The organism is Mycobacterium seoulense (assembly GCF_010731595.1).
Taxonomy (GTDB): Bacteria; Actinomycetota; Actinomycetes; order Mycobacteriales; family Mycobacteriaceae; genus Mycobacterium; species Mycobacterium seoulense.
In genome coordinates, this window is sequence record NZ_AP022582.1 from 3,978,704 (window position 1) to 3,994,506 (window position 15,803).

Annotated in this window: 17 protein-coding genes, 1 tRNA gene and 2 pseudogenes; 4 read left to right on the forward strand and 16 right to left on the reverse strand. The window is 67.1% G+C overall.

The features are described from left to right. Nucleotides 1–37: 37 nt before the first annotated feature. From G6N37_RS18405 to G6N37_RS18435, 7 genes are all read right to left on the reverse strand, one after another. Nucleotides 38–1,009 (reverse strand): LLM class flavin-dependent oxidoreductase, encoded by a 972-nt coding sequence (locus tag G6N37_RS18405; RefSeq protein WP_163682567.1) that lies wholly within the window; start codon nucleotides 1,007–1,009, stop codon nucleotides 38–40. 1 nt (nucleotide 1,010) lies between these two features. Beyond that, nucleotides 1,011–1,490 carry a VOC family protein gene (locus G6N37_RS18410; protein WP_163682569.1) on the reverse strand — a complete coding sequence of 160 codons (480 nt, stop codon included), beginning with the start codon at nucleotides 1,488–1,490 and terminating at the stop codon, nucleotides 1,011–1,013. A 15-nt stretch (nucleotides 1,491–1,505) separates the two neighbouring features. Next, nucleotides 1,506–2,255, reverse strand: a complete 750-nt coding sequence (locus tag G6N37_RS18415; protein WP_163682571.1) for an SDR family NAD(P)-dependent oxidoreductase — start codon at nucleotides 2,253–2,255, stop codon at nucleotides 1,506–1,508. Continuing rightward, nucleotides 2,252–3,493: an MBL fold metallo-hydrolase gene (locus G6N37_RS18420; RefSeq protein ID WP_163682573.1), complete on the reverse strand. Its 1,242-nt coding sequence runs from the start codon at nucleotides 3,491–3,493 to the stop codon at nucleotides 2,252–2,254. Before G6N37_RS18420 ends, G6N37_RS18415 begins: the two co-directional genes overlap by 4 nt. Before the next feature lie 18 nt (nucleotides 3,494–3,511). Beyond that, on the reverse strand, nucleotides 3,512–4,774 hold the full coding sequence (locus G6N37_RS18425; RefSeq protein WP_163682575.1) for a sulfotransferase family protein: 1,263 nt from the start codon (nucleotides 4,772–4,774) through the stop codon (nucleotides 3,512–3,514). Nucleotides 4,775–4,844: 70 nt separating this feature from the next. Beyond that, a complete protein-coding gene (locus tag G6N37_RS18430) occupies nucleotides 4,845–5,231 on the reverse strand; it encodes a DUF2237 family protein (RefSeq protein WP_163682578.1) in 387 nt (128 codons plus the stop codon). Between the two features lie 85 nt (nucleotides 5,232–5,316). Beyond that, a complete protein-coding gene (locus G6N37_RS18435) occupies nucleotides 5,317–5,649 on the reverse strand; it encodes a PE domain-containing protein (protein WP_163682580.1) in 333 nt (110 codons plus the stop codon). A gap of 195 nt (nucleotides 5,650–5,844) precedes the next feature. Between G6N37_RS18435 and G6N37_RS18440 the strand changes: the two genes are divergently transcribed. Both G6N37_RS18440 and G6N37_RS26550 read left to right on the forward strand, forming a co-directional pair. After that, the gene (locus tag G6N37_RS18440) at nucleotides 5,845–6,978 is read left to right on the forward strand and encodes a glycoside hydrolase 5 family protein (protein WP_163682582.1); all 1,134 of its coding nucleotides are present in this window, start codon (nucleotides 5,845–5,847) and stop codon (nucleotides 6,976–6,978) included. Between the two features lie 120 nt (nucleotides 6,979–7,098). Beyond that, nucleotides 7,099–7,566 (forward strand): hypothetical protein, encoded by a 468-nt coding sequence (locus G6N37_RS26550; protein ID WP_308205490.1) that lies wholly within the window; start codon nucleotides 7,099–7,101, stop codon nucleotides 7,564–7,566. 101 nt (nucleotides 7,567–7,667) lie between these two features. Here G6N37_RS26550 and G6N37_RS18445 read toward each other — a convergent pair whose 3' ends face one another. Beyond that, nucleotides 7,668–8,147: a CAP domain-containing protein gene (locus G6N37_RS18445; RefSeq protein ID WP_174813848.1), complete on the reverse strand. Its 480-nt coding sequence runs from the start codon at nucleotides 8,145–8,147 to the stop codon at nucleotides 7,668–7,670. A gap of 387 nt (nucleotides 8,148–8,534) precedes the next feature. Between G6N37_RS18445 and mtf2 the strand changes: the two genes are divergently transcribed. Then, nucleotides 8,535–9,377, forward strand: coding sequence for a fatty-acid O-methyltransferase Mtf2 (gene mtf2 / locus G6N37_RS18450; protein WP_163682583.1), 843 nt, complete (start codon nucleotides 8,535–8,537; stop codon nucleotides 9,375–9,377). Between the two features lie 53 nt (nucleotides 9,378–9,430). Here mtf2 and G6N37_RS18455 read toward each other — a convergent pair. From G6N37_RS18455 to G6N37_RS18465, 3 genes are all read right to left on the reverse strand, one after another. Beyond that, a tRNA-Ser gene (locus G6N37_RS18455) sits at nucleotides 9,431–9,520 on the reverse strand. 29 nt (nucleotides 9,521–9,549) lie between these two features. After that, a complete protein-coding gene (locus tag G6N37_RS18460) occupies nucleotides 9,550–10,008 on the reverse strand; it encodes a nucleoside deaminase (RefSeq protein WP_163682585.1) in 459 nt (152 codons plus the stop codon). A 139-nt stretch (nucleotides 10,009–10,147) separates the two neighbouring features. Then, the gene (locus tag G6N37_RS18465) at nucleotides 10,148–10,669 is read right to left on the reverse strand and encodes a tRNA adenosine deaminase-associated protein (RefSeq protein WP_163682587.1); all 522 of its coding nucleotides are present in this window, start codon (nucleotides 10,667–10,669) and stop codon (nucleotides 10,148–10,150) included. A gap of 130 nt (nucleotides 10,670–10,799) precedes the next feature. Here G6N37_RS18465 and G6N37_RS18470 point away from each other — a divergent pair, with 130 nt between their 5' ends. Continuing rightward, entirely contained in the window at nucleotides 10,800–11,744 is a 945-nt protein-coding gene (locus G6N37_RS18470) for a prephenate dehydrogenase (protein ID WP_179961904.1), read from the forward strand. Here the strand turns inward: G6N37_RS18470 and G6N37_RS18475 are convergent. From G6N37_RS18475 to G6N37_RS18495, 5 genes and pseudogenes are all read right to left on the reverse strand, one after another. After that, entirely contained in the window at nucleotides 11,707–12,306 is a 600-nt protein-coding gene (locus G6N37_RS18475; RefSeq protein ID WP_163682591.1) for a putative glycolipid-binding domain-containing protein, read from the reverse strand. The genes G6N37_RS18470 and G6N37_RS18475 overlap by 38 nt on opposite strands. A 4-nt stretch (nucleotides 12,307–12,310) precedes the next feature. After that, nucleotides 12,311–13,035: pseudogene (locus tag G6N37_RS18480) on the reverse strand (ABC transporter permease). Then, complete coding sequence (locus tag G6N37_RS18485) at nucleotides 13,032–13,718, reverse strand: ABC transporter permease (RefSeq protein ID WP_163682595.1); 687 nt, start codon at nucleotides 13,716–13,718, stop codon at nucleotides 13,032–13,034. Before G6N37_RS18485 ends, G6N37_RS18480 begins: the two are co-directional and overlap by 4 nt. Further along, nucleotides 13,709–14,819 (reverse strand): annotated as a pseudogene (locus tag G6N37_RS18490) (ABC transporter ATP-binding protein); the annotation flags it as partial. The pseudogene G6N37_RS18490 and the gene G6N37_RS18485, both read right to left, overlap by 10 nt. Next, entirely contained in the window at nucleotides 14,816–15,763 is a 948-nt protein-coding gene (locus tag G6N37_RS18495; RefSeq protein ID WP_163682599.1) for an ABC transporter substrate-binding protein, read from the reverse strand. The gene G6N37_RS18495 and the pseudogene G6N37_RS18490, both read right to left, overlap by 4 nt. Between the last annotated feature and the right edge of the window lie 40 nt (nucleotides 15,764–15,803).

Sequence of the window (15,803 nt, forward strand, 5' to 3'; positions counted from 1 at the left end):
TTGAACCCTACGCGGCCACAACAGGGGTTGGACGCCGTCAGCTGAGCGCGGGCAGGACCTTGTCGGTGAGCAACTGGACCGACTTCCACGCTTCGTCGGCGGGCATGCCGCCGACCAGTGGGTGCATCACCAGCGGCCCGTAGTCGTAGGCCTCGCTCACCTCGGCGATCAACTCGTCGGGAGTGAGGAAGCGGTACCGGCCCGACGCCCTGACCTCCTCGATCGTCTGCACGCCCGGCAAATGCATGAGGGACCGTTGGTCGGTCGACCATCCGCCGTACGTGACCGCCTCCCAGAGGATGTGGTCGCCGAGTTCCGCCCATGCCCGGTCGGGGTCCTCGTGCAGGAAGATCATCCCGCGGTTGACCGGTCCCGGCATGAGGATGAGCGGCGTCATCCCGGCGTCGGCACACAACTCGCGGTAGTAGGCCGCCACGTCGGGCAGGTGGTCGGCCAGGCTGAGCGGCAGCCGGAAGCGAACCGCTCGTCGGGCCGTCGCGCGCGCGCCCCCACCGACATACAGCGGCGGATGCGGCCGGGTCCAGGTGCCGGTGCAGACTCCCGCGTCGGCGTCGGCACCGGACCACACCGACAGCGTGCGCTCGAGCAAGCCGTCCATCAGCGCACCCCGTCGCGTGAAATCGGCTCCCAGCGCCTCGTATTCGACCGTGCGGTAGCCCAGGCCCACTGTGGTGTGCAGCCGGCCCCGGCTCATGTTGTCGACCAGTGCGATGTCCTCGGCGAGCCGCACCGGATTCCACAGCGGCCCGAGCGCGCAATCCACGCTGGCGATCAGCCTCGAGGTTCGAGCCAAGAACATCGCCGCCGCCATGATGGGGTTGCAACTCCAGCCGTGCCCGGTCGCGTGATGCTCGTCGACGCTGATGGTGGTGATGCCGTGCGATTCGCCCCACTGCGCCAGTTCGAGGGCGGCCGACAACAGCGCGCTCTGCGTGCGTGGTTCGCCATGCGGGGAGGCGAAGTTGAATCGCAACACCGTCAGCAACACGTCACGCCTCCCGTGGGGCGGCCATCGACTGTAAAAAGGCGGGAAAGTCGGGAAACAACGCACGGTCGACGATCTCGATGCGGGCGCCGAAAGCGTCTGTGTAGTAGGCAAACAGCCCAAGCTCGGAGCCGGGCACGACCGCGGTCATCTCGAGGGTGAAGCCATTGTCCTCCAGCGCCCGGGCGCTCTCGGCCAGGTTGTCGCTGAAGTAGCCGAGGTGGTGGACCGCGTTGCCCGGGGCGGCGGTCCACGGACTATCGGGCACCTCTTGCACCAGTTCGAGGTGTGGGCTCTGCAAGGAGTACACGATCGTCGAGGTCAATTCGCGGACGCCGGCCGCGGTGCGGAACGGCAAGGTGTAGCTCATCGGGGTGATCCACCGGTACCCGGCCAGCGCGCTCAGCCGCGCCATCGCCGCGTCGAGGTCCGGCACGATGATGCCGGTGTGGTAGAAATCCTCGGGCCGCAACGCAATTGCCATGTCACTCCTTGAGTTTCAGACGCAGTCCGACGCGGCGTCGACGACGAACACCGCGCCGCTGGTGTAGCTGCTCTGCTCGGTGCACAAGAAGGCGATGGTCGGGGCGATCTCACCGACGGAACCGAAGCGGCGCAACGGGATGTGCGCCAGCTCGCCCTCCACCAATTCCGCCGCGCCGTGCATGGGTGCCGTCATCGGAGTGTCGATCGCACCGGGCGCCACCGCGTTCACCCGGATCCCCTTGCCGGCCCACTTGACCGCGAGGTTCCTGGTGACGCAGACGATCCCGGCCTTCGCCGCGCCGTACCCGGGGACCAAGGGGACGGCCCGCAAAGCTGACATCGACGCGAGGTTCACCACGCTGGCGCCGCCGACCGCGGTCGACGCCTTCAAGGCGCGGTAGAGCCCGACCGTCAACCGGTACGGTCCGGTGAGATTGAGCGCGACCGACGCCTCGAACCCGTCCGGCTTCGATTCATCAAGGCCGCCGGGGAAATTGGCGCCGGCGTTGTTGACCAGCACGTCGAGGCCGGTGAACTTCTCCGCCAGCGCGTCCACCGAATCCGGGTCGCTGATCTGCAGCTGGTGATAATCCATGCCGGACAGGTCCACCTGGTAGTCACCCGCCGTCGGCCTGGTTCCGGTGACCGCGACGCGGGCCCCGGCATCGCGGAACAGGACGGCGGTCGCATGCCCGATCCCGCTGGTGCCACCGGTGATCAGCGCGGTGGTTCCGGTGAAGTCGAAGCTGACGCGAGCCGTCATGAGTTCCTCGCTATCTGGTTTCTGAGCCAGGCGCTTTCCCAGAAGTTCGTGCTGTCGGCCAGGAGTTCTTCATGGGCGTCTCGAAGCACGGCCCGCGCCCCCGTGTGGTCCGGCGGAAGAAGCTCGGCGAGGTGGATGGCTTGCAGCGGGCGTCCGGCGGCGAGGTGTTCGCGCGCCCGGTTCACCAATGCGTCGGCACCGGCGAGCTCAACCACGTCGGCGGCGACGGCGTCGAACCCGACCGGATAGAGCTCGGTGGTCGACTCGTGGTGAAACCAGCCGGAGTAGTTCTCCCAGATGGCCCGCACATCCCAGGCCACCTTGCCATAGCCCTGCCCCACTTCATATTCCGCGGGCAAGGTGATCTCGCGCATCAAGGTGCGCACATCCTTCCCGGCGTTCATCCCCTCGACGGTCTGGTCGTGGACGTACCGGATGGCGTCGCGCAGCCGGGACAGTTCGGCGTGGATGCGCTCGGCGCCCGCTATCGGGTCGAAATGACCGGTCACCAGAAGCTCGGGCCGCAGGTCGCGCACCCGCTCCACCGAAGCGGTGGCCGTCAGGGCGTCGCGGTACCGGTCGCCGCGGATGGTGACCAGGTTGGGAATGTGCCCGAACAGTGGGCCAAAGACGTTACCGCACAGGCAGATCCGCTCATCGGGCAGCCACACCACCAGTGAGTCCGTGGTTTCACCGCCGGGCACGGAGATCAGCTCCATCCGCCGGCCGCCGACCTCCAGGGTCAGGGTCTCATCGAAGTCGAGGTCGACGATGGGAACGCTCTGCCCGGCCAACCGGGTGGCGCCCAGGCGCCGCTGAATGGCTGGGATCCCGGCCGCCAGGGTGTCCTTGAACGCGAAGGCGCTGCGGCTGGCGCGGTACGGGATGAGCCGCTCGTTGTCGTCGCGCCACAGCGTCCAGTTCGCCTGCGCGACCACCGTTGTCTGCGGGTCGCGCACGCTGTCCAAACCGCCGACATGGTCGACGTGGCCCTGGGTGAAGACGATGTAGCGCACCGGTGACGGGTCGACAGCGTCGAAGTTCGCGCGATGCACCGGGCCCTCGAAACCCATGCCGGTGTTGACGATCACCCGGCCCTCGCGGGTGGTGAGCAGGTAGGCGTTCGAGAGCCCCGGTGAGCACCACAGCCCGGGCGCGATCTCCTCGGCACGGTCGGCAGCCGCGGGCCGCATTGCGTCGGCCCCGGGCCTGCTGCGGTATATCGGTTCGAAACTCATCGCTCTCGTTGCCTCCGGCTAGCTCTCGGCCCGGACGTCGAACTTGTCGAAGTAGAAGTCGAAGCGTCCGCGCAGTTCGTCTGCCGTGATGCCGAAGTGCCGATGCAGGTCGTAGTTGACGCGACCGTGCTTGCCCCGCGGATTACCCGCCAGGTATTTCTCAAACAGCGCCCGCACCTTCGGCGTCAACTCGACACCGCCGCAGTGGTAAAGCCCCTCGAGCACCGGCATTTCGTTGCCGTTCAGCTGGTGGAAGTTGATGTCGATGCTGCGCTCCGCCGGTACGAGTTCACGGTCGCGCACGCACGCCCCCAACAGTCGTTGCACCCGGTCGCTCCAATAGTCGAGCAGCCACTCCGGATCGATGCTCGTTCGGCGCAGTCGATCGGAGTAGGCCATCATCGTGATGGCCGACTGGATCACGGCGACGGGATCGCGGTGCGTGAAAGCCACTGTCGCGTCGGGAAACGTCGCCATGAGCGGGCCGAGCTGCTCACAGTGTTGAGGACTTTTCAGGACCCAGGTCCGCGGACCGCGCAAGAAGGTCAATGCCTGCAGCACTTTCCTCAGGTATCCGTAGTGCCGGTTCTGGTCCAGGCGCAGGTAGTAGTCGCGCCAGTCCGGTACGCGCGCATGCCATTCCAGTACGTAGGCGGCCATATCGAGGTCGAGGAGTTCGACCTCCTCCTCGATCGCCTCGGGGAATCGGTCGTGCATCGCGGCGACGGCAGGGGCGCTGGCCATGAGCGCGTCGTGCTCGGCTTTGGCTCGCGCGTAACGGGGGTCAATCCCGAAGATGTCGGGACCCTGGCCACGAGCGGGGATGGGTTCCTGACTCTCCCAGTACGGCAACGCCCGTCGACGTGGGTCGGCGGCGATGAGGTTGACCAGATGGGTGGTGCCCGATCGCGGCATCCCGACGACGATGAACGGCTTCTCGATCGGGACGGCTTCGATTTCGGGATACCGCTTGAGGAGCTCGGTCAGCGACAAGCGGTTGCGCAGCAGCCGCACGACGCGCTGCCGCAGCGACGAGCGCGTGAGCTGACGCAGACCCTCGTCGGCTTCGATCGCCGCGACGTGCGCGGTGAGCCGATCGCCGAAACCGTCGACGTCGTCGAGGTCGTCTGCGCCCGCTTGCGCAATGGCCTCCGCCACCATCCGATCGATGTCGAAATCGACGACCTTGGCCTCGGTGAACTCGAGGATCTGGCGTTGGACGTCGGTCAGCTTGGGCGCGGTCAGGTCGTCGAAGTCGATGTCGTCGACGGCAGAGCCCACCGGATCCTCTTTTCGACGTGTCGTCGACGAAAAATATGACACAGACGCCAGACGCCGTCCGCCGCGGTCCCTACAGATTCGCCAAGTCGTCCGGGACGTCGACCTTGTGTTCCTGCAGCGCCTCCAGCGGCACCACCTCGAGGGTGCGCTCGTGGGTGGAGGCCAGCACCACCGGCGCGGCGCAGCCATCCTGGTGGGCCCGCAGCCAGTTCAGCGCGGTGACGCACCAACGATCGCCGGGCAGCAGGCCGGGGAACCGGTATTCGGGAACGGGGGTGAGCAAGTCATTGCCGATGGAACGCTGGTGCTCCAGGAATTCGGTCGTCATGACCGCGCAGATCGTGTGCCGGCCGACGTCCTCGGGTCCCGTCGAGCAACAGCCGTCGCGGTAGTACCCGGTAAGTGGCTCTGTGCCGCACGGTTCCAGCGGACGGCCTAACACGTTTCGATCGGGCACGGATTAAGTATCGCGCTCCCAAGGGTGAAGTTAGAAGTAACTTTCCCGACTGCCCGAGAGCAAATTTGCGGCCGGAGCCGAATGTTTACCCCGCCTTCCGGTAGGTGGCCTCCGGGCGGACGCCGAGCAGGCTGCCCGCCGCCGCGGCGTCGACCTCCGAATACATGCGGGCGATGTCGACAACCGCCGTCCCCGCCCGGACCAGCTCCTCTTGTGCGGCCGTATTAAACGCGAGGAAGGCGGCGGCCTCCGCGCCGAACGCGAGGGCCGCCTGCGCCGAGACCTCGTCGGCCCCGGCCGGCACCATCGCGGTGGTGGACGGAGCTGCCATCGCGCCGGCCTGCACGCCCTGCACGGCGCCACGGACGACGTCGGACCCGATGGCGGCGGCGGCCGGATCGAACGACAGTGACTGCACGGGCCCACTCCTCAACACATCTGATGATGTCGTGGGGCGATAGTAGCAGTAAGCAACTATTTACGTCTACAAAACTTCTCCTGAGAAAGAGTTAAGTGGCACCGGGTGACGAGGCGATAACAATTCCCACGTCAAGCTGGCGCGACGCGCTGAGTAAATCCCGGCGAAATCGCCCGGAAAACCTATCGTCACATCGTGCAACGACGAACGGCCCTCAAGCTGCCACTGCTGCTGGCAGCAGGCACCGCACTGGCGCGAGCACCGCGCGCCTCGGCCGAGGAGCCGGGTCGCTGGTCCGCCGATCGCGCCAACCGCTGGTATCAGGCGCAGGGCTTCGTCGTCGGCTCGAACTACATCACCTCCAACGCCATCAACCAGCTCGAAATGTTTCAGGCCGACAGCTATGACCCGCGGCGCATCGACACCGAGCTCGGGTGGGCCCGGTTCTACGGGCACAACACCGCACGGGTATTCCTCCACGATCAGTTGTGGGCCCAGGATCAGCGAGGGTTCCAGACGCGGCTCGCGCAGTTTGTCGACATCGCGGCGCGCCACCGCGTCAAACCGCTGTTCGTCTTCTTCGACTCATGCTGGGACCCGGCACCCAAAGCGGGCCGGCAGCGCGCACCGAGGCCCGGGGTGCACAACTCCGGCTGGGTGCAAAGCCCCGGCGCCGAACGGCTCGGCGACCCCCGCTATGCGGGCGTCATGCGTGACTACGTCACCGCCGTGTTGACCCAGTTCCGCAACGACGACCGCGTTCTCGGTTGGGATCTGTGGAACGAGCCCGACAACCCCGCGAAGCAGTATCGAAGCACCGAGCGCAGCGACAAAGAGCAGTTGGTCGCCAACCTGCTCCCCCAGGTGTTCCGCTGGGCGCGCGCGGTCGACCCAAGCCAGCCACTCACGAGTGGCGTGTGGCGCGGCGACTGGGGACAACCCCAGGGGCGCAGCGCAATCAGCGACATTCAGCTCGCCAACTCCGACGTGGTCACGTTCCACTCCTACGCCGAACCCGCGGGCTTCGAGTCGCGGATCGGCGAGCTCGCCCCGCTGGGGAGGCCGATTCTGTGCACCGAGTACATGGCCCGGCCGCGGGGCAGCACCGTCGAGGGAATTCTGCCGGTGGCCAAGCGCCACAACGTCGGAGCCATCAACTGGGGTCTGGTCGCCGGAAAGACGCAGACCTACTTCCCCTGGGAATCGTGGGACCACCCGTACACCGCAATCCCGAAGGTCTGGTTCCACGACCTGCTCGGGCCCGACGGCCGGCCATTCCAGGACACGGAGGCCCTGACGACGCGGAAGCTGGCCGGCAGCCAGGCCTGAGTCTGTCCAGCAGGTCCAGGTCCATCCGACGCCATAACTGACCTATCACGGACATAGAACCCGCATGACAGGCCACCCATGATCCCGAGATTTTTCGTCGCCTCAGCCGTAGTCGCGGCGATGATCAGCGCTTGCAACGCTCAAGCCGATCCGCCATCTTTTCCCGATTTAAGCGGCTACGCGCCCGTTAACCCCTCCGACTACGCGATCACTTATCCGAACTCCGGCAGGCCGACGCCACTCCAACTGATCGCATTCATTAGCCCGGACGGTGTGGCATGTGCGTTCGGAAACCCGCCATCAGCAGGCTGCACTGGCAACAACCTTCCAGGCTTGCCGCCCGCCACTCCCTCATCTAGCGGAGCGCCGCGACTCATTTCCATCAGTACCGGCTCCGCACCGCGACCTACTGGGACGCCTCTGGACACCAATGGACAACCGCTGAAAACCTTGCCGCCGTTTCACTCCCTCACAGTAGATGGCGTGATCTGCGGAGTGGACAACTCCGGCATGACCGCGTGTAAGGATCCGCAAGGTCGGGGCTTTGTGCTGTCGCCGCATGGCTCCACTTGGCTGCCTCATGTCTGATTGCTGTCGCGTCTCCGAAACACGTTGCAGACCAAATAGGTAAAGAGGGGGAAGATGCGACGCCTTCCGGCGAGCAACGAAATTTCCTGCACCGCAACGACTTAGGGAGCCGCGAAGTCACCCACCACGGTCATCTTGGTGCCGTCGGAGGCGGTGGCGAAGCCGCCCGCGGTGAAAGCGCAGTTCACGATGATCGCTCGGTGTGGAGGGCTTTGCATCCACGAGTCGAGGGCCTGGGTGGGATTCGCCGCTGACCCAGTGCCCCAATAAACGATCTCACCCGTGGCGGGGGTCCGGTTGTAGCCGGCTTCTGCGATGCGCGTCCGCGGCGAAGAGCCGTCCGAACCGATATGCCCGCTTAAACCGGTGCGCAGCATGTCGTCGGCGTGCCGCTGCGCTGCCACCCTCAACCGCGGGTCGTCTGTGAGTGGCCCGCAAGGCTGACGAAGCCCGCTGACGCCGCCGTACAGCACAGCAACGGAGTCGTCTGCGCGCGCGACGAATTCAGAAACGGTGCCGGCCGTCGCGATGACGACACAACACAGCGAGAAGCTGGCGACGAGTTCGACTTTCTTCGTCATGTGGCCTCTTACTGCGTGCCTTGCAGTGCTCAGTAAGGCAATGCTATCCACCTTCGGCCACGCATGGCCCAGAATCGCAATCCACTCGCTGCACCGACATGCGCCGCGCTGAGAACGCAAACGAGCGACCCTGCCCGGTAGGAGGTGAAGGTCTTTGGCGGTGGCGGAGCACTCGCGTCGGGCCTGCCCTGAGAGCACGGATGTGCGCTGGCTCAGGTAACGGCTGCACCCTGCTCGGGGCCGGAACCGCCGCTGACGAATTGGATGCCACCCCCGAAAACGGTGCACTCACAATGAAGAAGGGTAGCCAGCCAGGCGGACAATCGGCTTTGCGTCGACCGCATTGAATGCGATCGGAACCACACCGGCTTTTGCTATGCTCCGCCCATGGCGCTCCAAGGCCAAGAGCGCAACCTTCGCGGCCTGCTTCTTTGCAAGGTCAATGAGAAGTATGCGCACTATATTTACGAGTACTTCTACCAGAAGTTCTTGTATCGCTACTTAACCCGCCGGCTTGCCGCGAATGATGTTTTGTTCTTCAACTATGGCTACGAAGAGGACCCGCCAATGGGGGTGCCGCTGTCCCCCTCGGACGAGCCCCACAGGTTCTTTATCCAGCTTTATCACCGCACGGCGACTCAGGTCGATCTCTACGGTAAAGACGTGCTGGAGGTCGGTTGCGGCCACGGCGGTGGGGCCTCATACCTCATGCGCACCCTGCAACCGGCCTCCTACACCGGACTGGATTTGAACTCGGCAGGTATCGCCTTTTGCCGGAAAAGGCACAAGGTGGCCGGTCTGGAATTCTTGCAAGGCGACGCCGAAAACTTGCCATTCCCCGACCAATCCTTCGACGCGGTGATCAATATCGAATCCTCACACCTCTACTCTCAGTTTCCCCGTTTTCTCGCAGAGGTGGCGCGCGTGCTGCGCCCGGAAGGCCATCTTCTGTACGCCGATTTCCGATACGCGGACTGTATTGCCGGCTGGGAAGCGCAGTTAGCCGACGCGCCTCTTCGGGCGCTCTCGCACCGGGTGATCAATTTAGAAGTCGTGCGCGCGATGGAGCAAAACGCACAATGGTGGGTGGCGTTCGTCAATGCCGTTGTGCCTGCAGTCGCACGCAGCGTTATCGCGGCCCGCGGCCACCGGCTCGTGTGCGGAGCGTACGAGGGTCTGCAGAGTGGGGGCACCACGGAATACCGGATGTACTGCTTTGCGAAGGCGTGATCCAGCCTCGCGTTCCGCGAGATCGCCTCGCGAGAACGCAATAGCGGTCAGTTTGGCGGTGGCGGAGGGATTTGAACCCTCGGACGGTGTTAGCCGTCACACGCTTTCGAGGCGTGCTCCTTAGGCCGCTCGGACACGCCACCGCCGTGCAGCTTACCGAACGGTCGGCCCCTTACCCCAATCGCTGGCGCGCGAAGAAGGCTTCGAGCGGTGCGGCGCACTCTTCGGCAAGCACGCCGCCGCGCACTTCGGGGCGATGATTGAGCCGCCGATCGCGGACCACGTCCCACAACGATCCGACCGCGCCCGTCTTGGGCTCCCACGCGCCGAACACCAGCCGGCCGACACGGGCCAGGACGAGCGCGCCGGCGCACATCGTGCACGGTTCGACGGTGACCGCCAGCGTGGCGCCCTCCAGTCGCCACCCGTCTCCGAGCGCGCCGGCCGCCGCGCGCAGCGCCAGGATCTCGGCGTGCGCCGTGGGGTCGCCCAGGGCTTCCCGGGCATTCACCGCGCGGGCCAGCTCGGTTCCGTCGGCGCCGACCACCACCGCACCGATGGGCACATCGCGCGGACCCGCCGTCGCGGCGACCGACAACGCGGTGCGGATAAGGTCTTCGTCAGCGATCACCGACCGGGGCTGATGGCGGCGACCCGCTGCGCCCGGCTGCGTCATTCGTGGCGACCCGCTGCGCCCGGCTGCGTCATTCGTGGCGACCCGCTGCGCCCGGCTACGGCCGCGCTTGCGATCGCCACGGCCGCGCTTGCGATCACCGACCGATGCGGTCGATCACGGCCGACAGCTGGTCGGCGAAGCCCATCTCCCTGGCGATGCGGCCGAGCTGCTCGTCCGCGTACAGGTCGGCCTCGTCGAGGATGACGCCCAGTACCGCCTCGGGCAGCCCGATGTCGGACAACAACCCGAGGTCGCCCTCCTCGAAGGGGTCGGAATCCTCCAGGTCCTCGGGGTCGATGTCGGCATCCAGCTTGTCCAGCACCTCGGCGGCGATGTCGTAGTCCAGCGCGGCGGTGGCGTCCGACAACAGCAGGCGCGTCCCCGACGGCGCGGGGCGCACGATCACGAAGAACTCGTCATCCACGTCGAGCAGCCCGAACACGGCGCCGGCGCTGCGTAACTCCCGCAGCTCCGTCTCGGCGGCGTTGAGGCTCGTCAGCGATTTCCGGGCCATCGGGGCACACCGCCACTGGCCCTCCTCGCGGACGACCGCCACGCCGAAACCGTCCGGCGTATCGGCGGACAGGCCTTGGGCAGGGGCCCGTTGTGCTCCCATGGCCGCTTACGGTAGTCGCAGACCAGCCCCCGTGACCAGATGGAGCCGGACACGGCGGCATCTGGACGCAGCATCGCCGCCGGGTTGTGCCAACCTTGCTTTTGTGGCTCGCCCTGTTTCTCAACCACCGGTGTGCGTGCTCGGGCTGGGGCTGATCGGGGGCTCGATCATGCGGGCCGCCACGGCGGCCGGCCGGGAAGTGTTCGGCTACAACCGATCGGTGGAAGGCGCGCATGGGGCCTCCGCCGACGGTTTCGACGCCACCACCGACCTCACCGCGACATTGACGCGCGCCGCCGACACCGGCGCGCTGATCGTGCTCGCAGTGCCCATGCCGGCGATGGCCGGCATGCTCGCCCACGTCGGCGAACTGGCCCCGACCTGCCCGTTGACCGACGTGACAAGCGTCAAACGGGCGGTGCTCGACGAGGTCATCGCCGCCGGTCTGCAGCAGCGTTTCGTCGGGGGCCACCCGATGACCGGCACCGCCCATTCCGGTTGGGCCGCCGGTAACCCCCACCTGTTCACCAGGGCACCGTGGGTGGTCAGCGTGGACGACCACGTCGACCCGACGGTGTGGTCCATGGTGATGACGCTGGCGCTGGATTGCGGTGCGGTGGTGGTGCCGGCCAAGTCCGACGACCACGACGCCGCGGCGGCGGCCATCTCGCATCTGCCGCACCTGCTTGCCGAGGCGCTGGCCGTCATCGCGGCAGACGTCCCGCTGGCCTTCGCGCTGGCTGCCGGATCGTTCCGGGACGGGACGCGGGTGGCGGCCACCGCCCCGGACCTGGTGCGGGCGATGTGTGAGGGCAACTCCGACCAGCTGGTGCCGACGGCCGACCGGGTCATCGAGTTGCTGAGCCGGGCTCGCGAGTCGCTGGCCGGGCACAACTCGGTGGCCGAGCTCGTCGAGGCCGGGCACGCGGCACGCACGCGCTACGACAGCTTCCCGCGTTCCGACATCTTCCACGTCATCGTCGGCGCCGAGAACTGGCGCGAGGAGTTGGCCGCCGCCGGCCGGGCGGGTGGGGTGATCAGATCCGCTCTGCCAAGCCTGGATAGTCGACGATGAAACCCTCTTCGTCGACGCTTACCGTGGTGTCGGCGACCGGGGAGCGCAGCTTGATGCCAGCGGGGCCGCCCGAGCTGGTGTAGCTGACGACTTCTGGAGTGATGGACATCTCGGGCAGGTTGACGTACACCACCGGCAGCGTGACCGGGTCCGCCCGTTCATGGAGGCCGAGCCGCCGGATGGGTAGCGCGTTGAAGAACGGGCTGAACACCACGTCGCAGTCGAGGGCGCCCTGGTACGCCGCGCGGCGCTCGCCCTGATGGTCGGTGACCAGCCACATGTTCTCTTCGTCACGGGCGATCGACAGCACGCGTTCCCGCTCGGCCAGCGTGACCGTCATCCCGAGCCGCTTGGTGGCGCCGGTCTCGTCGGTCTGCAGGTCGTAATATGCCCCGAATGCCGGGTTGGTTGCGGTGGCGGCGGCCACGATGCGGCCGTTCGCCTTGATTCTCTTGCCGGACACCTGGATTCGTACCGATTCCATTCGCGATACGTCCTGTGCACGCCAGGTGAGCATCGCCTGCCACACGCGCCGAGTCGAATCAGAGGAATCTGCGTTCACTCATCTACCGTAAATCGTGGCCGCCACCCGTGATGTACCTGCCCGGTCCTCACGCCATCGGGCGGCCTTGCGCAGCCGGCCGGTGCCCGGGACCGACGCCCACACCGTCAACGCCAGCAGTCCGTCGAGCGCAAGCGCCAACGCGGCCACCATCAAGGCGCCGACCAGCGCGAGGTGAAACTCGCGCTCCTTGATTCCGTCGATCAGGTACCTGCCCAGGCCGCCGAGGCTGGCATAGGCCGCGACCGTCGCAGTGGCGACCACCTGCAGCGTCGCGCTGCGCAACCCGCCCAGGATCAACGGCAGCGCGTTGCGCGCCTCCACCCACAACACCTGGGCCTCCGTCATACCCATCGCGCGGGCGGCGTCGACCACGGTCGGCTCGACGCTGGCGATGCCGGCATACGTGCCGGCCAGCAGCGCCGGGACACCCAGCAGCATCAGGGCGACCAACGGCGGCCCCATGCCCAGCCCGAACACCAGCGTCCCGAGCAGCAGCACGCCCAGCGTCGGCAGCGCCCGCAACCCGTTGACCGCGCCCACCACCAGCAGGGTGCCGCGGCCGGTGTGCCCGATGATGAGCCCGGCCGGGACGGCGATCAGGGCCGAGGCGCCCACGGCGGCGGCCGTGTACTCGAGATGCTCCAAGACACGCGCCGCCAGCCCGACCGGGCCGGCCCAGTTGTCGAGGGTCAACAGGTAGGCGACGGCCCGCTGCACGAAGTTCATCGCGCGCCGCCCACGATCGGGGCCACCACCGACCGGCGGCGCGGCGTGCGCTCGGTGCGCTCCCACGGCGTGGCCAGCCGGCCGCCCACCACGATCAGTGCGTCGATGACGATCGCCAGGACGAACAGCGCGATGATGCCCGCGAGGATCTGGTCGCTCTTGTTGGTCTGGTAGCCCTCGGTGAACCAGGTGCCCAGGCCGCCGATGCCGATCACCGAACCCACCGAGACCATTGCGATGTTGGTGACCACCACCACCCGCAACCCTGCCACCAGAACCGGGATAGACAGCGGCAGTTCAACTTTCAGCATCCGGGCGGTCGGCGAGTAGCCGACCGCGGTGGCGGCGTCGCGCACCTGCGCCGGCACCGCGTCCAGCGCTTCGAGCACGGCTCGCACCAGCAGCGCCGCGGTGTAGGCGGTCAGTGCGACCACGACGTTGGCCTCGTCGAGGATGCGGGTCCCGATGATCGTCGGTAAGACCACGAACAGCGCCAGCGACGGGATGGTGAACACGACGCTCGCGGCCGCGGTCGTCAGCCGGCGCGCAACCGGTGCGCGCTGCACCGCCGCGCCCAGCGGGACCGCGACCGCCAGGCCGATCAGCACCGGCACCAACGACAGCCGCAGATGGATGACGACCAGCGCCCAGGCGTCGTCGAGGTGGGTGAGCAGGTAGTGCATGGCGATGTCCCGTCAGGTCCTTCGTCGGGCTTCGACCGCGGCCAGCACGTCGCCGGCCAGCACACCGCCGATGACCCGGCCGCCGTCGTCAACCGCGACGCCCACGCCCGAGGGCGACGACAGCGCCGCGTCGAGCGCGTGGCTCAGATTCCCGCGGGGCCGGAACAGCGAGCCGATGCCACTCATGCTGTCGGACAGCGACGCGCCGGCTCGATGCCGGCGCAGCCCTTCGCTGTCGATCCAGCCAAGCGGCGCGCCCGCACCGTCCACCACCACCGCCCAGCCGTCGGGCGGGGTGGCGGGCAGGTCGTCCGCCGGTATCCGCTCGACGTCGTGCAGCGGTAGGCCAGCGGCGTCGATGAGCTGTAACCACCGATAGCCGCGACCCAGGCCGATGAACCTGGCCACGAAGTCGTTCGCGGGCCGCGACAGCAGCCGCGCGGGTTCGTCGTACTGCTGCAACGAGCCGGCCCGAAAGACCGCGACCCGGTCGGCGAGTTTGAGCGCTTCATCGATGTCGTGCGTGACGAAGACGATCGTCTTCCGCAATTCGCTTTGCAGGCGCAGAATTTCGTTCTGCAGTTCGAGGCGGACCACGGGGTCGACGGCCGAGAACGGCTCGTCCATCAACAGGATGGGCGGGTCGGCGGCCAGTGCACGCGCCACGCCGACGCGTTGTTGCTCACCACCGGAGAGCTGCCCGGGGTAGCGCGTGGCCAGCTTGGTGTCGAGCCCCACGCGTTCGAGCACCTCATAGGCGGCGGCGCGGGCCGCCCGGCGCGACTGCCCTTTGAGCACCGGAACCGTTGCGACGTTGTCGATCACCCGCAGGTGCGGCATCAGGCCGGCGTGCTGGATGACATAGCCGATGCCGAGGCGCAGGCGCACCGGGTCGAGGGTGGACACATCCACGCCGTCGACGGCGATGGTGCCGGACGTGGGCTCGATCATGCGATTGACCATGCGCAGCGCCGTGGTCTTACCGCTGCCCGACGAACCGACGAAGACGGTCAACTTCCCGTTCGGGACCACCAGGCTCAACCGGTCAACCGCGGTGGTCCCGTCGGCAAAGTCCTTGCTGACCTCGTCGAAGACGATCATTGTCCCACGGGATGGTTGAAGCCGTTGTCGCGCAGCCATTTCCGCGCGGCCTGATCCGGATCGACGCCGGAGTTCCCAGCCACCGCGGCGTTGAGCCCGGCCACCCCCGCGGTGGTCAGCCTCGCCGACACGGCGTCCAGCACCTGCTTGAGCCGGTCCGACTTCTTCAGCGAATTGACCAGCGGCACAATGTTGCCCGCCACGAAGTTGTGTTCGGGGTCTTCGAGCACCACCAAATGCTCCTGGGGGATGGCGGGGGACGTGGTGAAAACGTTGGCGGCGTTGACCCTTCCCTCCACCAGGGCGCGCACCGTCACCGCGCCCCCACCGTCGTTGATCGCGACGAAGTTGCCCGGCCTGATGTCGAGTCCGTACTTCTGCCGAAGTCCGGGCAGGCCGGCCGGCCGGTTCGCGAACGCCGAGGGCGCCCCGAACCGCACCTCCGCCGAATGCGGCGCCAGGTCGGCGATTGTCTTCAGCTTCCAGGAAGCGGCCGTCCCGCCGGTCACGGTCACGGTGTCGGTGTCGGTGGCCGGCGAAGGCGTCAGGATCGTCAAATCCCCCGGGAGCCTGCGGTCGAGCTCCAACTCGACGGCGCCGAGCATGGTTGCCGTCGACTCGGGCGCAAAGTAGAGCAGCAGGTTGCCGACGTACTCCGGCACCAGGTCGATGGAATGGTCTTCGAGTGCAGGAATGTAGGTCTCTCGACTACCGATCCCCATCCGCCGTCCGACATCGAACCCGTTGGCCTGCAACGCCTGTGCGTATATCTCGGCGATGATCTGCGATTCCGGGAAGTCGCCGGATCCCACGACGATGGACTTCGGGCTGCGGACCTCGGCGCTCAGCGGGTCCGAACTGCTGCACGCCGCGAGAAGACCGATGGCCGTGAGCCACACCGCCGCCTGGATGATCGCGCGGTGCGCGCGCGACGGCATCCTCATACCGCCGACACTAACGTCCAAATCGCCAGTGCGCGGTGAC